Source organism: Streptomyces tibetensis, from assembly GCF_040647715.1.
GTDB lineage: Bacteria > Actinomycetota > Actinomycetes > Streptomycetales > Streptomycetaceae > Streptomyces > Streptomyces tibetensis_A.
Window position 1 is genome coordinate 185830 of sequence record NZ_JBEZCR010000001.1, and the last position, 23313, is coordinate 209142.

General features: G+C 71.7%; 24 protein-coding genes and 1 riboswitch. Of the genes, 14 read left to right on the forward strand and 10 right to left on the reverse strand.

The genetic code is table 11. The features are described from left to right. Positions 1–121 precede the first annotated feature (121 nt). The gene (locus tag AB0B29_RS00820; RefSeq protein ID WP_362232140.1) at positions 122–1147 is read left to right on the forward strand and encodes an MBL fold metallo-hydrolase; all 1026 of its coding nucleotides are present in this window, start codon (positions 122–124) and stop codon (positions 1145–1147) included. A 161-nt stretch (positions 1148–1308) separates the two neighbouring features. Here AB0B29_RS00820 and AB0B29_RS00825 read toward each other — a convergent pair whose 3' ends face one another. Both AB0B29_RS00825 and AB0B29_RS00830 read right to left on the reverse strand, forming a co-directional pair. Further along, positions 1309–1659 (reverse strand): hypothetical protein, encoded by a 351-nt coding sequence (locus AB0B29_RS00825; protein ID WP_362232142.1) that lies wholly within the window; start codon positions 1657–1659, stop codon positions 1309–1311. Between the two features lie 107 nt (positions 1660–1766). Further along, a complete protein-coding gene (locus tag AB0B29_RS00830) occupies positions 1767–2750 on the reverse strand; it encodes a hypothetical protein (RefSeq protein ID WP_362232145.1) in 984 nt (327 codons plus the stop codon). A gap of 424 nt (positions 2751–3174) precedes the next feature. Here AB0B29_RS00830 and AB0B29_RS00835 point away from each other — a divergent pair, with 424 nt between their 5' ends. From AB0B29_RS00835 to AB0B29_RS00860, 6 genes are all read left to right on the forward strand, one after another. Further along, positions 3175–3453 carry a hypothetical protein gene (locus tag AB0B29_RS00835; RefSeq protein WP_362232148.1) on the forward strand — a complete coding sequence of 93 codons (279 nt, stop codon included), beginning with the start codon at positions 3175–3177 and terminating at the stop codon, positions 3451–3453. A gap of 297 nt (positions 3454–3750) precedes the next feature. Beyond that, a riboswitch (cobalamin riboswitch) is annotated at positions 3751–3858 on the forward strand. 94 nt (positions 3859–3952) lie between these two features. Continuing rightward, complete coding sequence (locus AB0B29_RS00840) at positions 3953–5194, forward strand: prenyltransferase/squalene oxidase repeat-containing protein (protein ID WP_362232150.1); 1242 nt, start codon at positions 3953–3955, stop codon at positions 5192–5194. Beyond that, positions 5191–5832: an SCO2322 family protein gene (locus AB0B29_RS00845; protein WP_362232152.1), complete on the forward strand. Its 642-nt coding sequence runs from the start codon at positions 5191–5193 to the stop codon at positions 5830–5832. Before AB0B29_RS00840 ends, AB0B29_RS00845 begins: the two co-directional genes overlap by 4 nt. Positions 5833–5932: 100 nt before the next feature. Next, complete coding sequence (locus AB0B29_RS00850) at positions 5933–7081, forward strand: energy-coupling factor transporter transmembrane component T (protein ID WP_436845778.1); 1149 nt, start codon at positions 5933–5935, stop codon at positions 7079–7081. Next, entirely contained in the window at positions 7078–8739 is a 1662-nt protein-coding gene (locus AB0B29_RS00855) for an ABC transporter ATP-binding protein (RefSeq protein ID WP_362232155.1), read from the forward strand. The genes AB0B29_RS00850 and AB0B29_RS00855 overlap by 4 nt, the downstream gene beginning before the upstream one ends. Further along, positions 8736–9560: an ECF transporter S component gene (locus AB0B29_RS00860; RefSeq protein WP_362232157.1), complete on the forward strand. Its 825-nt coding sequence runs from the start codon at positions 8736–8738 to the stop codon at positions 9558–9560. The genes AB0B29_RS00855 and AB0B29_RS00860 overlap by 4 nt, the downstream gene beginning before the upstream one ends. Positions 9561–9764: 204 nt before the next feature. Here AB0B29_RS00860 and AB0B29_RS00865 read toward each other — a convergent pair whose 3' ends face one another. Then, positions 9765–10685, reverse strand: coding sequence for an alpha/beta hydrolase family protein (locus AB0B29_RS00865; protein WP_362232160.1), 921 nt, complete (start codon positions 10683–10685; stop codon positions 9765–9767). 152 nt (positions 10686–10837) lie between these two features. Between AB0B29_RS00865 and AB0B29_RS00870 the strand changes: the two genes are divergently transcribed. Beyond that, on the forward strand, positions 10838–11428 hold the full coding sequence (locus tag AB0B29_RS00870) for a TetR/AcrR family transcriptional regulator (RefSeq protein WP_362232162.1): 591 nt from the start codon (positions 10838–10840) through the stop codon (positions 11426–11428). Positions 11429–11431: 3 nt separating this feature from the next. Here AB0B29_RS00870 and AB0B29_RS00875 read toward each other — a convergent pair whose 3' ends face one another. Then, on the reverse strand, positions 11432–12667 hold the full coding sequence (locus AB0B29_RS00875; RefSeq protein ID WP_362233852.1) for a cytochrome P450: 1236 nt from the start codon (positions 12665–12667) through the stop codon (positions 11432–11434). A 218-nt stretch (positions 12668–12885) separates the two neighbouring features. On the opposite strand from AB0B29_RS00875, the gene AB0B29_RS00880 reads away from it, so the two are divergent. Continuing rightward, complete coding sequence (locus AB0B29_RS00880; protein ID WP_104786775.1) at positions 12886–14055, forward strand: steroid 3-ketoacyl-CoA thiolase; 1170 nt, start codon at positions 12886–12888, stop codon at positions 14053–14055. On the opposite strand, the gene AB0B29_RS00885 is transcribed toward AB0B29_RS00880, so the two are convergent. Together AB0B29_RS00885 and AB0B29_RS37715 are read right to left on the reverse strand one after the other, a co-directional pair. Then, positions 14039–14209, reverse strand: coding sequence for a DUF397 domain-containing protein (locus tag AB0B29_RS00885; RefSeq protein WP_362233855.1), 171 nt, complete (start codon positions 14207–14209; stop codon positions 14039–14041). The two genes, AB0B29_RS00880 and AB0B29_RS00885, sit on opposite strands and share 17 nt — an antisense overlap. Next, on the reverse strand, positions 14164–14460 hold the full coding sequence (locus AB0B29_RS37715) for a DUF5753 domain-containing protein (protein ID WP_436845762.1): 297 nt from the start codon (positions 14458–14460) through the stop codon (positions 14164–14166). Before AB0B29_RS37715 ends, AB0B29_RS00885 begins: the two co-directional genes overlap by 46 nt. Before the next feature lie 355 nt (positions 14461–14815). On the opposite strand from AB0B29_RS37715, the gene AB0B29_RS00895 reads away from it, so the two are divergent. Together AB0B29_RS00895 and AB0B29_RS00900 are read left to right on the forward strand one after the other, a co-directional pair. Next, entirely contained in the window at positions 14816–15211 is a 396-nt protein-coding gene (locus tag AB0B29_RS00895) for an ATP-binding protein (RefSeq protein ID WP_362232166.1), read from the forward strand. Positions 15212–15411: 200 nt separating this feature from the next. Further along, entirely contained in the window at positions 15412–16194 is a 783-nt protein-coding gene (locus AB0B29_RS00900; RefSeq protein WP_362232169.1) for a sulfite exporter TauE/SafE family protein, read from the forward strand. Positions 16195–16239: 45 nt separating this feature from the next. Here the strand turns inward: AB0B29_RS00900 and AB0B29_RS00905 are convergent, their stop codons facing one another. Beyond that, the gene (locus AB0B29_RS00905; RefSeq protein ID WP_362232172.1) at positions 16240–18294 is read right to left on the reverse strand and encodes a bifunctional glycosyltransferase 87/phosphatase PAP2 family protein; all 2055 of its coding nucleotides are present in this window, start codon (positions 18292–18294) and stop codon (positions 16240–16242) included. Positions 18295–18639: 345 nt separating this feature from the next. Here AB0B29_RS00905 and proP point away from each other — a divergent pair, with 345 nt between their 5' ends. Further along, entirely contained in the window at positions 18640–20025 is a 1386-nt protein-coding gene (gene proP / locus AB0B29_RS00910) for a glycine betaine/L-proline transporter ProP (RefSeq protein WP_436845763.1), read from the forward strand. 89 nt (positions 20026–20114) lie between these two features. Further along, the gene (locus AB0B29_RS00915) at positions 20115–20786 is read left to right on the forward strand and encodes an O-methyltransferase (RefSeq protein ID WP_362232177.1); all 672 of its coding nucleotides are present in this window, start codon (positions 20115–20117) and stop codon (positions 20784–20786) included. Positions 20787–20842: 56 nt separating this feature from the next. Here AB0B29_RS00915 and AB0B29_RS00920 read toward each other — a convergent pair whose 3' ends face one another. After that, a complete protein-coding gene (locus AB0B29_RS00920; RefSeq protein ID WP_362232180.1) occupies positions 20843–21235 on the reverse strand; it encodes a hypothetical protein in 393 nt (130 codons plus the stop codon). Between the two features lie 96 nt (positions 21236–21331). Here AB0B29_RS00920 and AB0B29_RS00925 point away from each other — a divergent pair, with 96 nt between their 5' ends. After that, the gene (locus AB0B29_RS00925; RefSeq protein WP_362232183.1) at positions 21332–21739 is read left to right on the forward strand and encodes a DUF1992 domain-containing protein; all 408 of its coding nucleotides are present in this window, start codon (positions 21332–21334) and stop codon (positions 21737–21739) included. Between the two features lie 42 nt (positions 21740–21781). Here AB0B29_RS00925 and AB0B29_RS00930 read toward each other — a convergent pair whose 3' ends face one another. Beyond that, on the reverse strand, positions 21782–22474 hold the full coding sequence (locus AB0B29_RS00930) for a hypothetical protein (RefSeq protein ID WP_362232186.1): 693 nt from the start codon (positions 22472–22474) through the stop codon (positions 21782–21784). Positions 22475–22478: 4 nt separating this feature from the next. Next, positions 22479–23174 carry a hypothetical protein gene (locus AB0B29_RS00935; protein WP_362232188.1) on the reverse strand — a complete coding sequence of 232 codons (696 nt, stop codon included), beginning with the start codon at positions 23172–23174 and terminating at the stop codon, positions 22479–22481. Positions 23175–23313 lie beyond the last annotated feature (139 nt).

A 23313-nucleotide genomic window follows, 5' to 3' on the forward strand; every position in this document is an offset into this window, starting at 1 on the left:
TCAGATACGCCCACTGATACCAGCCCCGCCCCGAGGAGTCCACGGACCGCGCACCCTACGGAGGCTCCTCGCTGGAACCCGTTCTAGTTATAGTGGCGGGGAGCCGGCGACGGGGGACCCCATGACACAGGTGACCGACCACGGCGGAGGCGTCCGGTCGCTCCGGGTCCCGATCCCGGACAACCCGCTCGGCCACACCCTGGTGTACGTCGTCGACACCGACCGCGGCCCGGTGCTGATCGACACCGGCTGGGACGACCCCGGCTCCTGGGACACCCTCGCGCAGGGCCTCACCGCCTGCGGCACCTCGGTCGCCGAGATCCACGGCGTGGTCGTCACCCACCACCACCCGGACCACCACGGCCTGTCCGGCCGGGTCCGCCAGGCGTCGGGCGCCTGGATCGCGATGCACGCGGCGGACACCGCGGTCGTACGGCGGACCCGGGAGGCCCGTCCCGAGCACTGGTACGCGTACATGGCGGCCAGGCTCGCCGCCGCCGGGGCGCCCGAGGAGCACATCGCGCCCCGGCGCCGGCCCGGCCACCGCACCCTGCCCGGCCTCTCCCCCGCCCTGCCCGACCGCGACATCGTCCCCGGAGAGCTCCTCGACCTCCCCGGCCGCCGGCTGCGCGCGATCTGGACCCCCGGGCACACGCCCGGCCATGTCTGCCTCCACCTCGAGGAGGCCCATCCCGCACAACTCCCCGGCCACGGCCGCCTGTTCTCCGGCGACCACCTGCTGCCCGGGATCACCCCGCACATCGGCCTCTACGAGGATCCGGATGACACCACCGTCACCGACCCCCTCGGCGACTACCTCGACTCCCTGGAACGCGTCGGCCGCCTCGCCCCCGCCGAGATCCTCCCGGCCCACCAGCACCCCTTCCCGGACGCCACCGCCCGCGTCGGCGCGCTGCTCGCCCACCACGAGTCCCGCCTGGCCGACCTGTCGGCCCTGCTCGCCGAGCCCCTCACCCCCTGGCAGCTCGCCGAACGCATGGAGTGGAACCGCCCCTGGGACCAGATCCCCCACGGCTCCCGCACCATCGCCGTCTCGGAGGCCGAGGCGCACCTGCGGCGGCTGGTGAAGCTCGGCCGGGCGGAGGCGGTGCCGGGGAGCGAGCCGGTGAGGTACGTGGCGGTGTGAAGGGGGCGCTCTTCTCGAGTCCCAGGGCCCGCGTGTGGGACGCAGGGTTCGATCATCACCGGGTCCGGCACGGGCGGGAAGCGCAGAGTGCGGTGGTGCCCCTGGGTACTCCCAGGGGCACCACCGCACCGGTTTCTTGTGCGCGGGGAGCCCGGCGCGGCTCAGGCGGCCTTGCCTGCTTGGCTGCGACCCGCTTCCTCAGCCGTACCGGCCGTCCGGGAACCGTTCCAGGTACGGCAGACGGCGATGACGGAGTCGTAGAAGACCACCAGAGCGGTGAGGCCCAGGGTCACGGGGCCGTCGGCGTGCGGGATGACGCCCGTGTAGTACAGCGATCCGGCGGTGGCGATCGCGGGGACCGCGAGGGTCCCGGCAGGGCGCCGAGCTCCCTTGATCCATTGGTAGGCGGCCTTGCGCACCGCCTTGGGCGGGATGGGGCTCCACCGCGGACCGGCTGCCGGGGCAGAGGGCGGGAGGCCGTTGACGGTGGTGAGTGCGGGGCGGTCGTCCATGAGGTGATCCTTCGTTGCGTGCGCCTTGCCAGGCTTGTGAGGGTGGACCAGAAGGAAGCCGGGGGCCGCCCGCCGAAGCGGGAGGCCCCCCGCCTGCACGTGCCGGGTCACTCCCGGTCGTCGAGCGTTTCGCCGGCCTGGTCCTCGTCGAGGAGCCGCCCGATCTGCAGGGCCGCGGTCGCGTAGCGGGCGATGATGAGGCCCTGGAGGTAGGGGTGTCCGCTGGTGGCCGCCTCGCAGATCATCCGGCTGGCGTCCCAGGGCTCAAGGGCCTTGCCGTTCGCGCCGTAGAGGCGCACGGTCATTCCGTGCCTGCTTGCCACAAGGGCGATCGCGCTGTTCAGCACGTGCCCGGAGCAGTGGATGGCCGCGGGAACGGCGTGTTCGAGAACCGCCTCGATCACCGCCGGGGTGATCTGCTCCGCCGGTACGAACTCGACTTCCGTGTAACCGGCTCGACGCAGCGGCTCTTCGAGGTGCCTGAGCGAGTTGGGCAACAGCACGCACCCGGGATCCGCGTCGGGGACGAGGGGAGCTCCAGCCATGTGGACCCAGTCTCCGCTCCGGGCGAGCCGGTGGGCATCGGAGCAGCTGGACATCAGCGCCGTGCGCTGCGTGACGGTCGCCGCGTGCAGCGGCGAGTCGGGCAGGTGGACCAGGACCGACAACGAAGCGGCCATGGAGTTGCCGAAGACGAAGAGCCGACGCGGGTTTCCGGTGATGGAGATGGAGACGCAGGGCCGCTTCGCCAGGAGCTGGTCGCTGAACATGCGAGTCCGCTCGGCGAGATCGCCCTTCGCTCCGATGACCGTCGCACGGATGCCGGCCGTGTTGACGGTGCCGGCGAGAGTGCTTTCGACCTTGCCGATGAGTCGGGGCAGCAGCTGGGCGTCGAACTGCTCCCAGGCGAAGGCCTGGCCGGCCCGGCCGGCCGGGCGACCGGGCGGGTACTCGTTCCCCTTGGCGAGAGAGCGGACGCGATCCGCCATGGCGCCGGGGTCGTCGTCCGGAAACGCCTCGTCGACGTCCCGGCCTTCGGTCATCTCACGACGGATCTGGTTGAGCTCACGGTGGAGGGTCTCGGCGGTCACAGCGGTTATGCCGGCAGCGGTGAACGGGGACGACTCACTGCCCCTCCCGAAGGTCCCACAGATGGACACGGTCTCTCCTTGCAAAGACGCAGTTGACGGTGGTCTGCAGCCGTCCCCCGCCCGGCACAGGCGCGTGCGCTCAACGCACGTACCTGGATGATGGCATGACAGGCTTCATGAAGCCTACGAACACACATCGAAGCGGCGTGTTGAAGTTCACAGCATGTTTTGGGTCCCCGGTTGCTCCGAGTCGGCGAAATCAGCCGTACTTAAGGCCACATACACCAGGAGGCTTCACGTAGTGGCGTAGCCTCATCGCGTCGTGTAGTGCGACAGTGCGACAGTTATCGATCAGGAGGCGCGCCCCGCTTCCCTGCCAGGACCCGCGGGGCGCCCCTCCTAGAGGGCGTCCAAGGAGGAACCCGTGGCAGATGACTCTAAGAAGACCCAGGGCAAAGAGCGACAAGTCGTGGTCTCGGTACGTTTTCCGGCAGCGTTGCTGGAACGCATCCACGCCGTGGCAGCAGTGGAGGGCGTGACGGCCAACACGGTCATCCGCGACGGGATGGACACCTACGTGCGTGACCGGGTCGCCAGCTCTGAGTTCCAGGAGGCGAGTCAGGCCTACCTGGCGCGCGCAAAGGCCCAGGTGGCCACCGCCCTCGGGGACAGCAAGCGGGGGAGTGAACACGTTCATGTCTGAAGTTCGCGTGCCGACCGCTGCCTTACTGGTGGTGTGCGGGTTGCTGTGGGTGCTTTGCGCAATGCTCTTGCAGCCCATGAGGTGAACGGGAGGCCCCGCGAGGGGCCTCTCTTTCTTTGTGATGTCCGACCCGAACCTGCCGTGGACACAGGGCTCCTCGCGCCCCGGCGGCGCAGGGGGACCGGTGCCGCGGGCCCGCCCGTCGGCATGGGGCGAGGCACCCAGGCCCACCCGGCACCCCTCGGCCCGTTTCCTACGTGCGGGTACAGTAAGCGGGTCGTCATCACACCGTACGGGGGGAAGCCGGTGCAATTCCGGCGCTGACTCGCAACCGTGACCGCCGCACACAGGCGGGAGCCGGATCGCTTCGTACGGTTCGTGACCGGCTCGCGTGCCCGGCAGACCGCCGGTGCGCGGCACCGTCGAGGTATACGGAGCCGAGCCGCCCGGGGGTGTCCCGCGCTGCCCGGCCCCCCGCAGGGAGAGGCACCCGCCGATCATGAACGTCCGCCGCAGCGCCGCGGTCCTGGCCGCCGTCGCCGTGATCGGCGCCGCCACCCCGGCCGCCGCAGCCCCGTCCCCGTCGCCCTCCCAGGCGTTCCCCTCCGCCCTGTACGGCGACAGCGACCCGAAGTACGACGGGGTCTGGCGGCAGTCCCTCGCCCTGCTCGCGCAGGACACGGCGGGGGTGAAGCCGGCGGCGAAGTCGGTGCAGTGGCTGGCGCGTCAGCAGTGCGCGGACGGCTCCTTCGCCGCGTACCGCACCGATCCCACCACCGCGTGCGACGCCAAGACCATGCGGGACACCAACGCCACGTCGGCCGCCGTCCAGGCCCTGACCGCGCTCGGCGGGCACGACGACGTCACCGGCAGGGCCGTCGGCTGGCTGAAGTCCGTCCAGAACAAGGACGGCGGCTGGGGCTACTCGGCCGGCGGCGCCAGCGACACCAACTCGACGTCGGTCGTCGTGGGCGCGCTCGCCGCCACGGGCGAGAACCCCGGCCGGGTCGAGAAGGACGGCAAGTCGCCCTACGACGCGCTGCTGAAGCTCGCCCTGCCCTGCGGCGGGTCCGGCGGCGGCGCCTTCGCGTTCCAGCCGGACAAGAAGGGCGAGCTCGCCGCCAACGCGGACGCCACGGCGGCCGGTGTGCTGGGCGCACTGGGCCAGGGCATGGTCGTCAAGCCCGGCGGGAAGTCAGGCGAGACGGCCGGTGAGAAGTCCGGCGCGGGCTGTGCGAAGGCCGGGACGCCGGAGCAGGCCGCGGCCAACGGGGCCGCCTACCTCACCACCGCCCTCGCCAAGGACGACGGGCATCTCATGTCCGCCCTGGCCGGTGCCGAGCCCCAGCCCGACTACGGCAACACCGCCGACGCGGTCGTCGCGCTCGCCGCGCTGGGTGAGACCGCGCAGGCCGAGGAGTCGTTGCGGTGGCTGGAGAAGAACTCCGCGTCCTGGGCGGCCCAGAGCGGTCCGGCCGCCTACGCCCAGCTGATCCTCGCCGCCCACGCGACGGGCACGAACCCGCGCGACTTCGGCGGCGCGGACCTCGTGAAGCAGCTGGGGGCGACGGGCCCGGCCCCGCAGACCGCCGAGAAGGCCGCCGAGAAGAACAAGGCCTCGGACGAGAAGGAGGAGTCCGGCTCGGACTTCTTCGGGGTCTGGTGGTACGTCGGTGTCTGCCTGGTCGCCGGCATCGGCATCGGCTTCCTGTTCACCGGCCGCAAGAAGCAGCAGCTGTGATCCGCCGGGCCCTTCTCCTCCTCCTGGTCCCGCTCCTGCTGTGCGCGGGCGCGGGCCAGGCCCAGGCCGCCGGTTACCGGTACTGGTCGTTCTGGGACCACGACGGCGGCCACTGGGTCTACGCCACGCAGGGCCCGTCCCTGGCCCGCCCCTCGGACGGTGACGTCCAGGGTTTCCGCTTCGCGGTGAGCGAGGACTCCGCGGACGCGACCCGGCCGCGCGGCAAGGCCGACTTCGCGACGATCTGCGCGAAGACGCCGGCGCGGGACGGCAGCAAGCGGGTGGCCCTGGTCCTCGACTTCGGCACACCCTCGGACGCCCCCGAGGGCGAGACCCCGCCCGGCGCCCGGACGGCCTGCGCCCGGGTCGCCGCCGACGCGACGACCGCCGAGGCCCTGGCGGCAGTCGCCAAGCCGCTGCGCTACGACACCAACGCCCTGCTGTGCGCGATCTCGGGCTATCCGGAGAAGGGCTGCGGCGAACCGGTCTCGCAGAAGCGGACCCCGGGGCAGGGGAAGCCCGCGGTGGAGGAGAAGCCCCCGTCGGACGACGGCCCGTCCCTGGGCCTGGTGGCGGGCATCGCCGTGGTGGTGGCCCTGGGCGGCGCGGCGATCTGGCAGGTACGACGGCGTGGGTAGCCGTTCCTCCCAGCCTGCGGGCAGTCGTGCTGGGGCGTCGGGGGTCCCCTCTGCTCATGGGGGTCCCCCCTGTTCGAGCGAAGCCGAGAACTTGGGGGAGCTGTCGAGAGCTTGGGAGAGGGAGGGCGCAGGCGGCGCCCCGCAGCACCGGGTCGCGCACCCACCCCGGCCCCGCTCCCGGCGCCGAGCCCAACTGCACCCCGGAGCCTGGTGGCTCTGGGCACTCGCCCTGGGCACCGCGGCCACCCGCACCACCAACCCCCTCCTGCTCGCCCTCCTCATCACGGTCTCCGCCTACGTCGTGGCCACCCGCCGCCCCGACACCCCCTGGTCCCGCTCCTACGGCGCCTTCGTGAAGCTCGCCCTCGCCGTGATCCTCGTCCGCCTGCTCTTCGCGACCGTCCTCGGCTCCCCCGTCCCGGGCACCCACACCCTCCTCACCCTCCCCGAAGTTCCGCTCCCCGCCTGGGCCCAGGGCATCCGCCTCGGCGGCGAGGTGACCGCGGAGGCCCTCACCTTCGCCCTGTACGACGGACTGAGACTGGCCACGCTCCTCGTCTGCGTCGGTGCCGCGAACGCCCTCGCCAACCCCTCCCGCCTCCTGAAGTCCCTGCCGGGCGCCCTGTACGAGCTGGGCGTCGCGGTCGTCGTCGCCCTGACCTTCGCCCCGAACCTCATCGCCGACGTCCAGCGCCTGCGCGCCGCCCGCCGTCTGCGCGGCCGCCCGGACAACGGCATCAGGGGCCTGCTGCAGGTGGGGCTCCCGGTCCTGGAGGGGGCGCTGGAGCGCTCCGTCTCCCTCGCCGCCGCGATGGACGCCCGCGGCTACGGCCGTACCGCCCAGGTCCCGCCCGCCGTACGCCGTACCACCGCCGCCCTCACCCTCGGCGGCCTGCTGGGCGTCTGCGCGGGAACGTACGGCCTGCTCACGGCCGAGGGCGCCGGTTACGGCGTCCCCGTACTCCTCGCGGGTGTCACCGCCGCCCTCGCGGGACTGAAACTCGGCGGCCGCCGGTCCCTGCGCACCCGTTACCGCCCGGATCGCTGGGACGTGCGTGCCTGGCTGGTCGTCGGCTCCGGCGTCGCGGTCGCGGCCCTGCTCGCCCTCGCCGCGGCCCGCAACCCCGCGGCCCTGCACCCGGGCGTGGTCCCCCTGGCCGCCCCCACCCTCCCCCTCTGGCCGGCCGCGGCCGTACTCCTCGGCCTGCTGCCCGCGTTCGTCGCCCCCGACCCCAAGGAGCCGTCGTGATCCGCTTCGAGGATGTCTCCGTGACCTACGACGGGGCCGCCGAACCCACCGTGCGGGGCATCGACTTCGAGGTCCCGGAAGGCGAACTGGTCCTGCTGGCGGGCCCGTCCGGCGTGGGCAAGTCCACCGTCCTGGGCGCGGTCGGCGGACTCGTCCCGCACTTCACCGGCGGCACCCTGCGCGGCCGGGTCACGGTCGCGGGCCGTGACACCCGCACCCACAAGCCGCGCGAACTGGCCGACGTCGTGGGCACGGTGGGCCAGGACCCGCTCTCCCACTTCGTCACCGACACCGTCGAGGATGAACTCGCCTACGGCATGGAGTCGCTGGGCCTCGCCCCGGACGTGATGCGCCGCCGCGTCGAGGAGACGCTCGACCTGCTGGGTCTGGCCGATCTGCGCGACCGGCCGATCGCCACGCTCTCCGGCGGTCAGCAGCAGCGCGTCGCGATCGGCTCGGTCCTCACCCCGCACCCGAGCGTCCTGGTCCTGGACGAGCCGACCTCCGCGCTGGACCCGGCGGCGGCCGAGGAGGTACTGGCGGTCCTCCAGCGGCTCGTCCACGACCTCGGCACGACCGTCCTCATGGCCGAACACCGCCTGGAACGCGTCATCCAGTACGCCGACCAGGTCGTCCTGCTCCCGTCCCCGGGCGCGCCCCCGATCCTCGGCGACCCGGCCGAGGTGATGGCCGTGTCCCCGGTGTGCCCCCCGGTGGTGGCCCTGGGCCGCCTGGCGGCCTGGACCCCCCTCCCCCTGACGGTCCGCGACGCCCGCCGCAAGGCAGGACCTCTGAAACAACAGCTGGAGAACGCCGCCCCCGAGGGGCGCGGGGAACAGCGCGATCAACCACGGACAACCCGCACGCGCCGACATGAGGCGCCCCCCACCCCCATGGGCGAGGTACGAGCCCTCTCGGTCACACGCGCCCACGTCCAAGCCCTCAACCACATCGACCTCACCATCACCCCCGGCGAGACCATCGCCCTCATGGGCCGCAACGGCGCCGGAAAATCCACCCTGCTCAACGCCCTGGTCGGCCTCATGAGGCCCAGCTCCGGAACCGTCCGCCTCGGCGAAGCCACACCCCACCGCACCGCCCCCAGGGACCTCGTCCGCAAGGTCGGCCTGGTCCCCCAGGAACCTCGCGACCTGCTCTGCGCCGACACCGTCGCCGCCGAGTGCGCGGCGGCCGACAAGGACGCGGGCGCCGCCCCCGGCACCTGCCGGGCCCTGGTCTCCGAGCTGCTGCCCGGCGTCACCGACGGCACCCACCCCCGGGACCTCTCGGAGGGGCAGCGGCTCGCGCTCGCCCTGGCCGTCGTGCTGACCGCCCGGCCCCCGCTGCTCCTGCTGGACGAGCCGACCCGGGGCCTGGACTACGCGGCGAAGGCCCGGCTGGTGGCGGTGCTGCGCGAACTGGCCGCCGAGGGGCACGCCATCGTCCTGGCCACGCACGACGTGGAACTCGCGGCGGAGATCGCCCACCGGGTGGTGCTGCTGGCCGAGGGCGAGGTGATCGCGGACGGGCCGACGGCCGACGTCGTCGTCTCCTCCCCGTCCTTCGCCCCGCAGGTCACCAAGATCCTGGCCCCGCAGCACTGGCTCACGGTCTCCCAGGTCCGCGCGGCGCTTCACTCCGAGGGAGCCCGCTCGTGAACACCCAGAAGCAAGCCCGGGCCGTCCGTCTCGGCCCCCGCTCCGTCGCCGCCCTGGCCCTGGCCGGCGCGGTGGGCGTGGCCGCTTTCGGCTGGCCCTTCCTCGCCCCGCCCTCCTCGCGGATCAGCGCGCACGCGCAGGACGCGCCGTGGCTCTTCGCGGGCCTGCTGGTGCTGCTCGTGGCGGTCGTGGGCGCGGCCATCTCGGAGTCCGGTCTCGGCCCGAAGGCGGTCGCGATGCTGGGCGTGCTGGCCGCCACAGGAGCGGCCCTGCGGCCGATCGGGGCCGGTACCGCCGGTATCGAGCCGATGTTCTTCCTGATGGTGCTGAGCGGCCGGGTGCTGGGCCCGGGCTTCGGGTTCGTCCTCGGCTCGGTGACCATGTTCGCGTCCGCGCTGCTCACGGGCGGGGTCGGCCCCTGGATGCCGTTCCAGATGCTGGCGATGGGATGGTTCGCGATGGGTGCGGGCCTGCTGCCCGGCCCGGACCTGTTGCGCGGGCGGGCGGAAGTCGCGATGCTCGCGGCTTACGGCTTCCTCGCCGCGTTCGCCTACGGCACGGTGATGAACCTGGCGGGCTGGCCCTTCATGGGCGCCCTCGCCTCGAACGTCGCCTTCGACCCGCAGGCCGCGGTCGCCGCGAACCTGGCCCGCTTCTTCGCCTACTGCCTGGCCACCTCGCTCGGCTGGGACCTGGGCCGGGCCGTCGTCACGGTCGTCCTGACGCTCCTCCTCGGCCCCGCCGTGCTCAGGGCGCTGCGGCGCGCCACACGCCGGGCGGCTTTCGAGACGCCGGTCACCTTCGAGACGCACGCGACGTGAAGCCCCCCACGTGACCCGGGTCATGTACGAAGCGTGGCCGTAGGCAGGAGTCCCGGTCACACGCGGGGGACCCGCACCCGCATGCGGCCGGACTTAGTAAGAGGAGTCGTTGCAGGCGCAGGTCGGGCCCTGCTTCTCTGGACGACGAAGGCGACGGCCCCTCGATCCCCGGGGCCGTCGCCTTTGCCTTCGACTACGCCTCGCCTACTTGCTCTGGAGCTTCCCCAGCGGCTCGGGGTCCTCCTCCAGCGCGGCGGCCGCCGCCTTCCAGCCGGGGTCCCCGGGGTACAGGGCGCTGCGCAGGTAGGCGGTGGTGAGGCGCTGGAGCAGGGCGACGCGTGCGGGACTTTCGTCGCTCGTCTCCGCCACCTCGTAGCCGGGGATGCCCCCGAGCGAGTGCTCCGCCCCGAACAGCGTGAGCAGGCTCTTGTTTCCCGGGCTGTAGGTGTAGGGGTCGGTGAACCAGTCCGGTCCGCGCGTGGTCAGCGCGGAGTCGTCGGAGTCCCCGGCGACGATGAGCGCCGGTGCGGTCATGGTGTCGAAGGACGGCCTCATGAAGGGCAGGTGCTCGACGGCGAACGGGGTCAGGTCGTCGCCCAGGCCGGCCATGGCGAGCAGCACACCCGCCTTCACGCGGGGGTCGGACATGTCCTCGCCGGGAGCGCCGTCGGGGTCGCGTACGCGCGCGCCGAGGAGCGTGCTCGCCGTCTGGGCTCCCCAGGAGTGGCCTGCCACAGCGACACGGTCGCGGTCGAGGCGTCCGGCGAGGCCCGGTACGGAGGCTTCGAGAACGTCGAGTCCGTCGAGCACACGGGTGAGGTCCTCGATACGCAAGCGCCAGATCCGCGGCGTGCGGGGGTCTTCGGGAGGCAGGCCCAGCGTCCTGGAGTCCAGGTGGGTGGGCTGCACCACCACGAAGCCCTGGGCGGCCCAGTGGTCCGCCAGCGGGGCGTAGCCGTTCATCGACCAGCCGAAGCCGTGCGAGAAGACGACGACGGGCAGCTCGCCGCCGGTCGCGGGGGCGGACACGCGGACCTGGAGGTCCTCACCGCGGCCCGGGGCGGGCAGGACCACCGGTTTCGCGGAGATCACCATGGTCGAGTCGGACAGGGAAGTGCCGGGCATGGGGGTGCCTTCCGGTCAGGTCTGTCATCATGAATGAAACGGAACGCCGTTCCGATTGCCCGCCTCACGATACGGAACGCAGTTCCGCTTTACAACCGCCCACAATGCACGCAACGCCCGCAACGCACGCGACCGCAGGGAAGGACGACTCGGTGAACGACAGCGGCCAGAGCGCCGGAAGCTCAGCCCGGTCCAAGCGCAAGGACGCCCGGCGCAACCAGCAGGCCCTGCTGGACGCGGCCGCCGACGCCTTCCTCAGCTCGGGCGTGGACGCGCCGGTGCGCGACATCGCGGCCAGGGCCGGCGTCGGGGTGGGCACGATCTACCGCCACTTCCCCACCCGGGCGGATCTCGTCATCGCCGTCTACCGCCACCAGGTCGACGCCTGCGCCGAAGCCGGCCCGGCCCTGCTGGCGGCCGGCCCGACGCCCCATGCCGCCCTGGTGCGCTGGGTCGACCTCTTCGTCGACTTCCTGGTCACCAAGCACGGCCTGGCCACCGCGATGCAGGGGGACAGCACCTGCTTCGGGCCGCTGCACACCTACTTCCTCGAACGCCTCCTGCCGGTGTGCACGCAACTGCTCGAAGCCGCCGCCGCGTCCGGCGAGATCCGCTCCGACCTGGACGCCTACCCGTTCCTGCGCGGCATCGGAAACCTGTGCGTCGGCGCTGACAGCGACCCGCACTACGACGCACGCCGACTGGTCGCGCTCCTCGTCGCGGGACTGCGCCGGTCGGACTGACCGCTACCGGGCCTGAACCCGGAGTTCTTTCACGCCGTTGATCCACGCCGACCTCAATCGACGCGGGTCCCGGACCAGTCGGAGACCCGGCATGGCGTCGGCGATCGCGTTGAAGATGAGGTTGATCTCCAGCACGGCGAGGGACTTGCCCAGGCAGTAGTGCGGGCCGCCGCCGCCGAACCCGAGGTGCGGGTTGGGATCGCGGGTGACGTCGAAGGTGTCCGGGTCGTCGAAGACCTCGGGGTCGTGGTTGGCCGAGGCGTAGAACAGCCCCAGCCGGTCGCCCTCGCGGATGCGCTTGCCGCCGAGTTCGGTGTCCTGGGTGGCGGTCCGCTGGAAGGCCGCGACCGGGGTCGCCCAGCGCACGATCTCCTCCGCCGCCGTCTCCGGGCGGTCGCTCTTGTACAGCTCCCACTGGTCGGGATGGGTGAGGAAGGCGTGCATGCCGTGGGTGATGGCGTTGCGGGTGGTCTCGTTGCCCGCGACGGCCAGCATCAGGACGAAGAAGCCGAACTCGTCGGAGCTGAGGTTGCCCTCGTCCTCCGCTGCGACGAGCTGGGTGACGATGTCGTGGGCGGGGCACTGCTTGCGGTCGACGGCCATGTTCATCGCATAGGCGATGATCTCCGTGGCCGACTCGGCGCCGATCTCCTCGGTGATGGCGTACTCGGGATCGTCGTAGGCGATCATCTTGTTGGACCAGTCGAAGATCTTGTCCCGGTCCTCCTGGGGGACGCCCATCAGCTCGGCGATCGCCTGGAGGGGCAGCTCGCAGGCGACCTGGGTGACGAAGTCGAACGGCCCGGTGTTCGCGCGGGCGCCTTCGACGATGGCCTGGGCCCGTGCCCGCAGCCGGTCCTCCAGCGCCCGGATCGCCCGGGGCGTGAAACCGCGCTGCACGATCTGCCGGACCCGGGTGTGCTCCGGCGGGTCCATGTTGAGCAGGATCAGCCGCTGTGCGTCGATGGCGTCGCGCTGGATGTGCTCGTTGAAGCGGATGATCGCCGTGTTGAGGTACGACGAGAACAGCTCCGGGTGGGTGGAGACGTACTTGACGTCGGCGTGCCGGGTGACGGCCCAGTAGCCCTCGTCCTGGAATCCGGCGAGACCGGACGGCTGCGGCACCCAGCAGACCGGTTCGGCCCGGCGCAGCTCGGCGAACTCCGGCAGCGGCACGCGGCGGTGCAGCAGGTCGGGGTCGGTGAAGTCGAACCCGTCGGGCAGCGCGGGACAGGGCATGGGCGGCTCCCACCACTCGTACCGACTCATCGGCCTGACGGCCCATCAGCTGTGCGGAGTTGCGGTGACGGTAGTAACGGGTTCTACAAGTAGCAAGAGGCACGGTCCCGCCAATTGCCCGCACGACTATTGCGGTCACCGAGCGGCCCTCAGCACACTGCTTACGGAACTAGAACGCGTACTAGTTCTGCTGAGCCTCCCGGAGAGGACCCGCACCCATGGCTGCCGAACCCGTGATCGTCGAAGCCGTACGCACCCCCATCGGCAAGCGCGGCGGCGCGCTCGCCCATCTGCACCCCGCCTACCTCCTGGGCGAGACCTACCGCGAACTCCTCGGCCGCACCGGCATTCCCGCGGACTGCGTCGAGCAGATCGTCGGCGGGACGGTCACCCACGCCGGCGAGCAGTCCATGAACCCCGCGCGCACGGCCTGGCTGACCATGGGGCTCCCGTACGAGACGGCCGCGACGACCGTGGACGCGCAGTGCGGGTCCTCCCAGCAGGCCTCGCACATGGTGGCCAACATGGTCGCGGCGGGCGTGATCGACGTCGGCATCTCCTGCGGGGTGGAGTCGATGTCGCGGGTGCCGCTGGGGTCGGGCTCCAAGCACGGGCCGGGCAAGCCGTTCCCCGACGAGTGGAACGTGGACCTGCCCAACCAGTTCGAGGCGGCCGAGCGGATCGCCCGCCACCGCGGACTGACCCGCGAGGACGTCGACGCGCTGGGCCTCGCCTCCCAGGAGAGGGCCGCCCACGCCTGGGCGGAGGAGCGTTTCAAACGGGAGACGTTCGCCGTCCAGGTCCCCACGACCGAGGAGGAGCAGCACGCCGGGCAGGGCATGTGGCGCCTGGTCGACAAGGACGAGGGTCTGCGCGACACGACCGCGGAGGCGCTGGCCGCGCTGAAGCCGATCATGCCGACGGCGGTGCACACGGCCGGGAACTCGTCGCAGATCTCCGACGGGGCGGCGGCGATCATGTGGGCGTCGAAGCGGATGGCCCGGGCGCTGAAGCTACGTCCCCGGGCCCGGATCGTGGCCCAGGCGCTGGTCGGTTCCGACCCGCACTTCCACCTCGACGGCCCGATCGACGCGACGAACGCGGTGCTGGGCAAGGCCGGGATGTCGTTGAAGGACATCGACCTCGTGGAGATCAACGAGGCGTTCGCGTCCGTGGTGCTGAGCTGGGCACGGGTCTTCGACCAGGACCTGTCGAAGGTGAACGTCAACGGCGGAGCGATCGCGCTCGGGCACCCGGTGGGAGCGACCGGGGCCCGGCTCATCACGACGGCACTGCACGAACTGGAGCGCGCGGACAAGGAGTTCGCGCTGATCACCATGTGCGCGGGTGGCGGCTTGGCCACCGGCACGATCATTCAGCGCTTGTAGACGTCCAGTTGACGAAGGTGCTGAACGCGGCGGGGTCGAGGGTGAGGATCGGTCCCGCCGGGTTCTTGCTGTCGCGCAGCGCGACGGTGGCAGAGGATTCTGCGACCTCTACACAATCACGGCGGCCCGAAGATGATCGTAACGGAGCGAGCAGTCCCTGACGGTGTCCGGGTTTGCGGTCGGATGCCCGCTGCCGTACCCCTCGGTGTAGACGATGTCCGGATCGCGTTCGAAGCGGTAGAGGTTGAATGCGCCTTGGAGCCCAGCGTGCGCTCCGGCCGAAAACGGCAGGACCTGGATGTTGATCCGCGAGTTGCCCTCGAAAGCCAACAGGTGACCGAGTTGGTCCCGCATGGTCTCTGCACCGCCGGTTTCCTGGTGCAGAGCCGCCTCGCTGATGACCATCCACAAGACCGGCGGCACCTCCTTGTCGAAGATGCGCTGAAGAGGATGTCCCCCGACTGCCGCTGCGTCAGCCCGGCGGACTCCCTGTGGCGCCGCAGCGCGAAGCCGTAGTAGTAGGGCGGCGACGCACCCGGGTCGAGGGAGTTGATGTGGGTCACGGCGAAAGCCCCTCTCACGCAACTCGGTCCACAACGGAACCGGTTGTATCCGTTCTGTAGCCGAGGGTTGTCACCGCACGTCAGCCTCGTCCCGTGAACGAATACTTTCCCGCCCGGTACTCGATGCGCCTCACCGTCGGTGAACACGCCCCCCGGCACATCCGCCGTATCGCCGCTCGTTCCTCGGCGAGTGGGACATGCCCGAGCTGTCGGACGCCGTGGAGCTGGGCGTGACCGAGCTGCTCGCCAACGTCGTACGGCACGTCCCGGACCGGCGCTGCGCACTGCTGTTGCTGCGCGAGGGCACCGGCGTACGGGTAGAGGTCACGGACGGCAGCGATGAACTGCCGCACACCCCGGAGGCGTCGGACCCGGAGGCCGAGCACGGCCGGGGGCTGTTCCTGCTGGACGCGATGGCCTACAAGTGGGGCGTATCGCTGTGGTCCGGGGGTGGCAAGACCGTGTGGTTCGAATGCGGAGACGAGCTCTACGGGGATCAGGGTCCTTCCGGTCCGCCCCACTCCTCGTACCTGACGCGGTGGGAATGCGGGCCCCCTCGAACGACCTCCACGCCACCGGTCCCGTCCTCATGACCAGGGGTCAAAGGCGCACCGCCCAGCGTGCGGCCCCACCTGCTCATGGCAGCCGTGGCTCTGTTCACGAGATGGGACAGCAATTGTTCATGACGCCCGGAGGCGGTTGGATCGGCGCGGGGTCGATGTTCACGGGAACGGGAGGCACCCGATCCGGAACCTGTTCCGGGTGCCGGCCAACGTTTCTCCGGGAGGTTGTCGTGGAGTGGTCGATGGGGTCGCTCGGGTTCGCCGCCGGGCTTTTGATATCGATGGCCACGGCGCCCGTGGGCGTCTCCGGGGCGGTCTTCCTGCTGCCCGTTCAGGTCAGCGTGCTGGGGGTGCCGAGCCCGGCCGTGACACCGACGAACCTGCTCTACAACGTCGTGGCCGGTCCTGGCGCCCTGCTGCGCTATCGGCGGGCAGGGAGTCTGGGAGGGGCGCTGACCCGCCTGCTCATCGCCGGCACCGTGCCCGGTGTCGTCATCGGCGCCGTGATCAGGGTCTTCGCTGTTCCCGGCCCCCACGTCTTCCGTCTTCTCGTCGCGGCGCTGCTCCTGCCGCTCGGCGTGTGGCTGTGGCTGCGGACCGTGCGCCCAGCGCCCGCCCGCACGTCCCGCCCTCTCTCGCCTCGCGCGACGACGTCGCTGGCCCTCGCCGTCGGTGTCGCCGGCGGCATCTACGGGATCGGGGGCGGCTCCCTGCTCGGACCGATCCTCGTCGGCCGCGGGGCACCCGTCGCCACGGTCGCCCCGGCCGCCCTGGCCTCCACTTTCGTGACCTCCATCATCGGCGCGGCCACCTACGCGCTGCTCTCCCTGACCGCCACGGGCGACGTCGCCCCCGACTGGCTGCTGGGGTTGTCCTGCGGAGCCGGGGGCCTCGTCGGCGGATACCTCGGCGCACGCGTCCAGCCGCACGTGCCGGAGATCGCGCTTCGACTCCTGCTCGGCACCCTCGCCACAGGCGTCGGCGCGCTCTACTCGGTCCAAGTCCTGCGCTGATCGGTCCAAGTCCTGCGCTGACCGAGACCGTCAGCAGAAGGAATCTCAGCGTGCGCGGCCCTCAACCCGGTTGCATCTCGGCGAGGAGCCACGGCCGGGCGGCCGGGCGGTGGAGGGGCGGGGGCGTGGTCCCTGGAGCAGATAGGTGAGGCCGAAGCCCACCGCGGCCACCACCGCTCCCCCGGCCGCGTCCAGCACCCAGTGGTTGCCGGTCGCCACGATCGAGACTCCGGTGAGCAGCGGATGCAGCAGGCCCAGCGCCTTGACCCACCAACGTGACGCCAGGACCGCGATCAGGAGGCCGCACCACAGCGCCCAGCCGAAGTGCAGGGACGGCATGGCCGCGTACTGGTTGGTCAGGTGGGTGAGCGTGCCGTAGTCGGGCCGGGTGAAGTCCTGGGTGCCGTGCACGGTGTCGATGAAGCCGAGCGTCGGCATCAGTCGGGGCGGGGCGAGGGGGTAGAGCCAGAATCCGGCCAGGGCGAGCAGCGTGGCGAGGCCGAGTGCGGAACGGGCCCAGCGGTAGTCGCCGGGGCGGCGCGCGTAGAGGGCCGCCAGGACCGCCAGCGGAACCACGAAGTGGAACGACGTGTAGTAGAAGTCGAGGGCGTCGCGCAGCCAGTCGATCGTGACGACGGTGTGGTTGAGCCGGCGCTCGACGGCGAGGCGCAGGGCGCGTTCGACGTCGTAGACCTGCATGCCGTGCTCCTCGGCCTCGGCTCGCCCTGCCGAGTTGCTGCCGCCGCCCGCGGCGAGGCGGACCTGGGAGTAGGCGGCGTAGGTGACGCGCAGGAGGAGCAGTTCGAGCAGGAGGTTCGGTCTGCTCAGGACCCGGCGCAGGAACGGCATCAGCGGCACGTGCCGGAAGCGGGCCGGGGTGGTGGGCGCGTAGGCGGGCGGTGCCGGTGAGCGGTAGGCGGGCGAGGAGCGGGACAGGAACGGCACGGCGGTGGCGGCGGCGAGGGCGGCCAGCAGGACGACGTTGTCGCGCAGCGGCCGCAGGAACGTCATGTCCGGCAGCAGCATCCTGGCCGGCAGGGTCATGACCAGGATGACGGTGACCGGCCAGACGTACCGGTCCGAGGCACGGGCACCGACCCGGCCGACGACCGCGAGCAGCACCCACAGCAGCTGGTGCTGCCAGGCCGTGGGCGAGACGACGATCGCCGCACAGCCGGTGATCGCGACGGCGAGCAGCAGCTGGCCGTCGTCGAAGTACCGCACGGCCCGGCGCAGGGCGAGGACGGCGACGGCCGCGCCGAGTGACAGGAAGAGCGCGATCTCCGCGGGGCCGTCCAGGCCGAGCCGGAGCAGGGCGCCGTGCAGGGACTGGTTGGCGAGGTCGTCGGCCCGGCCGCCGAGGCCGGCGCCCGCCATGTGGTGGACCCAGTACTGGGAGGAGTCGTGCGGCATCACCGCCCAGGCGAGCCCGGTGCAGGCGGCGAAGGTGACGCCGGTGGCGAGCGCGGCGCGCCTACGGCCGGTGCACCACAACAGGGGTGTGAACAGCAGCAGCGTGGGCTGGAGCGCCGCCGCGACGCCGATCAGCAGGCCGCTGGTCCGCTGGCCGTGGACGGTGAAGCAGCCCAGCAGGACGAGCAGGACGGGGATGATGCTGGTCTGGCCGAGCGACAGGGTGCTGCGGACGGGCAGGGACAGCATCAGCAGGCTGACGGCGACCGGCGCGGCCAGCAGTGCCGTGCGGCGGCGGACCGGCGGGGGCAGGGCGCGGGCGGCGGTCAGGCCGAGGGCGACCACCAGCAGCAGGGTGCCGAAGGTCCAGCCCCAGCCGAGGGCCTGTTCGGCCGAACGGGTGAGGGGTTTGAGGGCGAGGCCCGAGAAGGGCGTGCCCGTGAAGCGGGTGGAGTCGTAGAGCGAGCCGTTGACATGGAGCACGCCGTTCGGGCCGACCCAGGTCTCCAGGTCCGTCAGCCGCTCACCGCGCGGGGTGGCGAGGACCGCGGCCACCTGCCGGGCGGAGAGGACGGCGGCGATCAGCCACAGCCCGAGGCGGGCGGCGCGCAGGCGCGTGCGGACCCCGTCGACAGCCGTCGCTCCGAAGCCCTCCGCCGATCGTCCGCCGTGTTCCGCCTTCGCCACGTCCCATCGGCCTTCCGCAGCAGTTCATCCCACATGTCCAGGATGCGTGGATTCTCCCGCGAACCCTATGGGGATCACGCGACCCCGGGGAGAAGGCGCGGGCGACCGCGGATCACTTGGCGACTGCACACTCGGAAGCGAGAAGGATCACATGACGGCCATGTGGGAACCGCTCGCGAGAGGGCAGAAGCAGCAGTACAGCAACGGTTTACGTGCAGCGTGCAACGACTTCTGTACCGCCCGTGAGCGGAGCAAATCCGCCTATCGTCGCTCATTCGGCCCGTACGACAGCGCCGCCGCGCGGGACCGCGTCCCTGTCCCCGTCGAAAGGTAGGCGAGCGAGCCTTGCCGACTGCCTCAGTCGTCGCCCCCGCTTCTCTCGTGAAAACCCGCAAAGCGAAGACCCCCGACCCCACCGTCACCGACCCCGCGCTCGTCAAGCGCGCCGTGAAGGCCGCGGCACTCGGCAACGCGATGGAGTGGTTCGACTTCGGCGTCTACAGCTACATCGCCGTCACGCTGGGCAAGGTCTTCTTCCCCTCGGGCAACCCCACCGCCCAGCTGCTGTCCACGTTCGGCGCCTTCGCCGCGGCCTTCCTGGTCCGTCCCCTCGGCGGCATGATCTTCGGCCCGCTCGGCGACCGCGTGGGCCGCCAGAAGGTCCTCGCCCTCACCATGATCATGATGGCGGCGGGCACCTTCGCGATCGGTCTGATCCCGTCGTACGCGACGATCGGTGTCGGCGCGCCGATCCTGCTCCTGGTCGCCCGCCTCGTGCAGGGCTTCTCCACCGGCGGCGAGTACGCGGGTGCCTCCACGTTCATCGCCGAGTACGCCCCCGACAAGCGGCGCGGTTTCCTCGGCAGCTGGCTGGAGTTCGGCACGCTCGCCGGCTACATCGGCGGCGCGGGCCTGGTCACGATCATGACCGCCCTGCTCTCCGCCGACGACCTGACCTCCTGGGGCTGGCGCATCCCGTTCCTGGTCGCGGGCCCGATGGGCATCATCGGCCTCTACCTCCGGCTGCGCCTGGAGGAGACCCCGGCGTTCGCGGCCGAGGCGGAGAAGGCGGAGAACAACCGCCCGAAGACGCCGCTGCGCGAGATGGTCGCCGGCCAGTGGCGCGCGCTGCTGCTCTGCGTCGGCCTGGTGCTGGTCTTCAACGTCACCGACTACATGCTGCTGTCGTACATGCCGAGCTACCTGACCGGTCAGCTCCACTACGACGAGACGCACGGCCTGTTGGTCGTCCTCGGCGTGATGGCCGTGATGATGATCGCCCAGCCGTTCGTCGGCGCGCTGACCGACCGGGTCGGCCGTCGCCCGGTGATCGCCACCGGCTGTGCGGGCTTCCTGCTGCTGTCCGTCCCGGCCCTGCTGCTGATCCGCCAGGGCAGCCTGCTGGCCGTCGCGCTCGGCATGGGCGCCCTCGGCATGCTGCTGGTCTGCTTCACGGCGTCGATGCCCTCGGCCCTGCCCGCGCTGTTCCCGACGAAGGTCCGCTACGGCTCCCTGTCCATCGGCTTCAACGTCTCGGTGTCCCTCTTCGGCGGCACGACCCCGCTGGTGGTCACGGCCCTGATCGGCGCGACCGGGAACATGATGATGCCCGCGTACTACATGATGGCCGCGGCCGTGATCGGCGGTTTCGCGGTGTGGCGCATGTCGGAGTCGGCGGGGCGTCCGCTGCCCGGTTCCGCGCCCTCGGTGGCGGGCCGACACGCGGAGTGAAATCCCGCTGACAGCGCCTCGCGCACCCACTATCTTCGTCAGCGCCAGTAGTTAGGGCTGCTAACTATGCCGACGAAAGGTAGAGGTGCATGAGCGAGTCGCACGTCTGGGACGAGGTCGACGCCTACTTCACCGCCCACCTCGCCCCGGACGACGAAGCCCTGGCGGCCGCCCTGCGGGACAGCGACGTCGCCGGGCTTCCGCACATCAACGTCGCCGGGAACCAGGGCAAGCTCCTCCAGCTCCTCGCCCAGATCCAGGGCGCCCGCCACATCCTGGAGATCGGCACGCTCGGCGGCTACAGCACCATCTGGCTGGGCCGCGCCCTGCCCGCCGACGGACGGCTGGTCTCCCTGGAGTACGATTCCCGGCACGCCGAGGTCGCCGTCCGCAACATCGCCCGCGCGGGCCTGGAGAACCTCGTCGAGGTACGGGTGGGCCCGGCCCTGGAGTCGCTGCCCAAGCTGGCCGACGAGAACCCGCCCCCCTTCGACCTGGTCTTCATCGACGCCGACAAGGCCAACAACCCGCACTACGTGGAGTGGGCGATCCGGCTCACCAGCACGGGCAGCCTGATCGTCCTCGACAACGTCGTACGGGGCGGCCGGGTCGTCGACGAGGACAGCACCGCCCCGGACGTGACGGGCACCCGCGCGGCGATCGAGCTGATCGCCGGCCATCCGAGGCTGAGCGGCACGGCGATCCAGACGGTGGGGATGAAGGGCTACGACGGGTTCGCGCTGGCCCGCGTGCTGGCGTGAGGCACCGCCCTTGTTCGACGTGATGCCCTGCCGTCACCCGGCGTGCGGCTTCACCGTCAGACCTCGTGGTAGAAGCCCACGTTGACGCTGCGCGGGGCGGTGCGGTCCTGGATGACGATCTCGCCGCTGGCGCCCCGGGGCAGGGGGACGGTGCCGCCGTAGGTCAGGGGCTGGGCGTACTCCCCCATCATCAGCCGCACCTCGGAGGACGGGTCGGGCTGGGAGCCGCGCAGCCAGGTGACCTGCCAGGCCCCCTCCGGCCCGCACAGGAACTCCAGGTGGACACGGGAGACGAACAGCCAGTCGTCCGGCGTGCTCAGCCGGCACACGGACTTGTCGCGGCCCACCCGCAGCACCGCGCCCGGCTCGCTGGGCGCGTCGGCCATGAGCATGCCGGCCGTGGCGCCCGCCTCCGCCTCCGCGACGGTGGCCATGGTGAGTTCGAGCACGTGCGCTCCTCCTGAGACGTCCTGGTGGGTCAACCAGGTTCCTGACCCGCCGCATGATAAAACGCCCGGCTGCGCGGTGTCCGGCACAATGGCCTCATGACCGAGCGAAAGCCACCGGGCGTCGACTTCGAGTCCTGGGTCGACAAGCAGATCCGTGACGCGGAGGCACGCGGGGAGTTCGACCGGCTGCCGGGCACGGGCGCACCGCTCCCCCGTGACATCGAGAGCACCTACGACGAACTGTGGTGGATCAAGCGGAAGATGGCCCGCGAGGGCTTCTCCGTCCTCCCGCCGGCGCTGGCCCTGCGCAAGGAGGCGGAGGACGCGCTGGAGGCCGCGCTCGCGGCCCCCTCGGAGCGGATCGTGCGGAAGATCATCGACGAGGTCAACGTGAAGATCCGCGAGATGATGTTCAAGCCGCCGCCCGGCCCCCCGCTGGGAAAGAAGCCGTACGACGTCGAGGACGTCGTACGGCAGTGGCGGGAACGCCGGGCGGATCGCTGACCGGGGGAATCACCCCGCGTCACAGGGGGTGATCACCCCGCGTCACACGTGCAGCAGTTTCTCGGCCAGCTCGCGGTAGTCCTTCAGGGCCAGCCGGAGCTGCTCGGTGTCGGCCGACGAGGCGGACCTGCTCTCGCCGCCCTCCATGGCCTGCCAGGAGTGGCGCAGGGTGCGGCGGCGCTGCGTCACGGCCTCGGTGAAGCGGGCCGCGATCTCCTCCAGCACGTGGTCGGCCTCCTCGACGGCGGCCCGGGGCCCGTCGACGAACCCGGCGACGGCGTGCTGCAGTTGCGAGCCGAGCTTGTCGCACTCCTCGTGGGCGAGGAGATGGGCCCGGTTCTTGGCGGAGCCGACCTTGCCGGGGCCGGTGCCGTGCTCGCCGCGCAGGGCGTCGGTGTCGTGCCGTCCGGTGCCGTGCGGGTCGATGCCCGCCCGGTCGAGGTCGTTCCGGTCGACGTCGTTCCGGTCGACGTCGTTCCGGTCGACGTCGTTCCGGTCGGTGACGGGGACGTCCGTGCCGTGTGCTGCGGCGCGGTCCGCGTCGGTGCCGTGTGTGGCGCCGCGGTCCGTTTCGAGGTCACGGCCCACGCCGCGGTCCCGGTCCGGGCCCGGGGCCGTCTCGCGGCGGTCCGTGCCCGGTGCGGTCGGGTGGTGGCCGGTGCCCAGGGCGCTCTCGCCGCGGGCGTCCGGGGCGGCCGGCGTCTGGTCACCGGACGGTCGGGTCATGTCGGTCATTGCCTCAACTCTCCTTCGCCTGGCGTCGGTTCATCGCCCAAGGCAGGTGCCCGCCGCGGGCCGGGGCCTTGCGGCCGCCGTTCAGAGCCGCGCGCTCGCGGCCGTCGTCGTGCCGTCCACCGGTGTGGCCGCCGCCGTCGTGGCGGGCCGGCTTCACCAGTTCCTCGAACAGGGCGCGGGCCGCCACGAAGGCCTCACGCATGTCTTCCGTACCCTGGCCGCCGTCGCGGGCGTCCTCCGCGCGCAGGTGCGCCGCGCGGTGCACGCGGCGGTAGCCGTCCACGTGGTGGGCGTGGTGCACGGACAGCGCGGCCAGCTGTTCCTCGTAGTGCCCGCCGTCCGGGAAGCCCCGGGCACCGGCGAGTTCGGCGAGCAGCCGGTCCGCCTCGGCGACGGCCTCGCGCGGCGAGTCGACGAACCGCTCCTGGGCGGCCGTCCAGCGCGCCTCGAACTGCTCGCGCTGCGCCGGCTCCAGCGGCTGCTCGCGCAGATCGCCGTGGCGCTGCACGCGTTCGGTCAGTTCACGCTCGGCCGCTTTGGCGTCACCGTCGTGCCGGGCGACGGCCCGGTCGTACTCGGGTCCGAAGCGCCGCTTCAGGCTCGGGCCCCGCCGAGGGCCTCGGGCACGCAGGGTCATGACGGCCGCGATGATGACGACCGCCGCGATCACGATCAGAGCAATGATCAGGCCAGTGGACATGAATGCCTTCCGGGTTCTCGGCCCAACCGGCTCTCCTCGCGAGCCGGTTCGCCCGTCGGGTGTCCGCAAAGCCCGGCTCCAAACGGCGCCCGGCCGCACCGGGGCGCGAACACCTGGCCGGAATTATTCGGTTGCGTGT

Coding starts and splice junctions, on each gene's coding strand:
- AB0B29_RS00820 (WP_362232140.1), top strand. CDS start 122: ATGACACAGGTGACCGACCACGGCGGAGGCGTCCGGTCGCTCCGGGTC.
- AB0B29_RS00825 (WP_362232142.1), bottom strand. CDS start 1,659: ATGGACGACCGCCCCGCACTCACCACCGTCAACGGCCTCCCGCCCTCT.
- AB0B29_RS00840 (WP_362232150.1), top strand. CDS start 3,953: ATGAACGTCCGCCGCAGCGCCGCGGTCCTGGCCGCCGTCGCCGTGATC.
- AB0B29_RS00865 (WP_362232160.1), bottom strand. CDS start 10,685: ATGCCCGGCACTTCCCTGTCCGACTCGACCATGGTGATCTCCGCGAAA.
- AB0B29_RS00875 (WP_362233852.1), bottom strand. CDS start 12,667: ATGCCCTGTCCCGCGCTGCCCGACGGGTTCGACTTCACCGACCCCGAC.
- AB0B29_RS00880 (WP_104786775.1), top strand. CDS start 12,886: ATGGCTGCCGAACCCGTGATCGTCGAAGCCGTACGCACCCCCATCGGC.
- AB0B29_RS37715 (WP_436845762.1), bottom strand. CDS start 14,460: ATGGTCATCAGCGAGGCGGCTCTGCACCAGGAAACCGGCGGTGCAGAG.
- AB0B29_RS00895 (WP_362232166.1), top strand. CDS start 14,816: ATGCCCGAGCTGTCGGACGCCGTGGAGCTGGGCGTGACCGAGCTGCTC.
- AB0B29_RS00915 (WP_362232177.1), top strand. CDS start 20,115: ATGAGCGAGTCGCACGTCTGGGACGAGGTCGACGCCTACTTCACCGCC.
- AB0B29_RS00925 (WP_362232183.1), top strand. CDS start 21,332: ATGACCGAGCGAAAGCCACCGGGCGTCGACTTCGAGTCCTGGGTCGAC.
- AB0B29_RS00930 (WP_362232186.1), bottom strand. CDS start 22,474: ATGACCGACATGACCCGACCGTCCGGTGACCAGACGCCGGCCGCCCCG.
- AB0B29_RS00935 (WP_362232188.1), bottom strand. CDS start 23,174: ATGTCCACTGGCCTGATCATTGCTCTGATCGTGATCGCGGCGGTCGTC.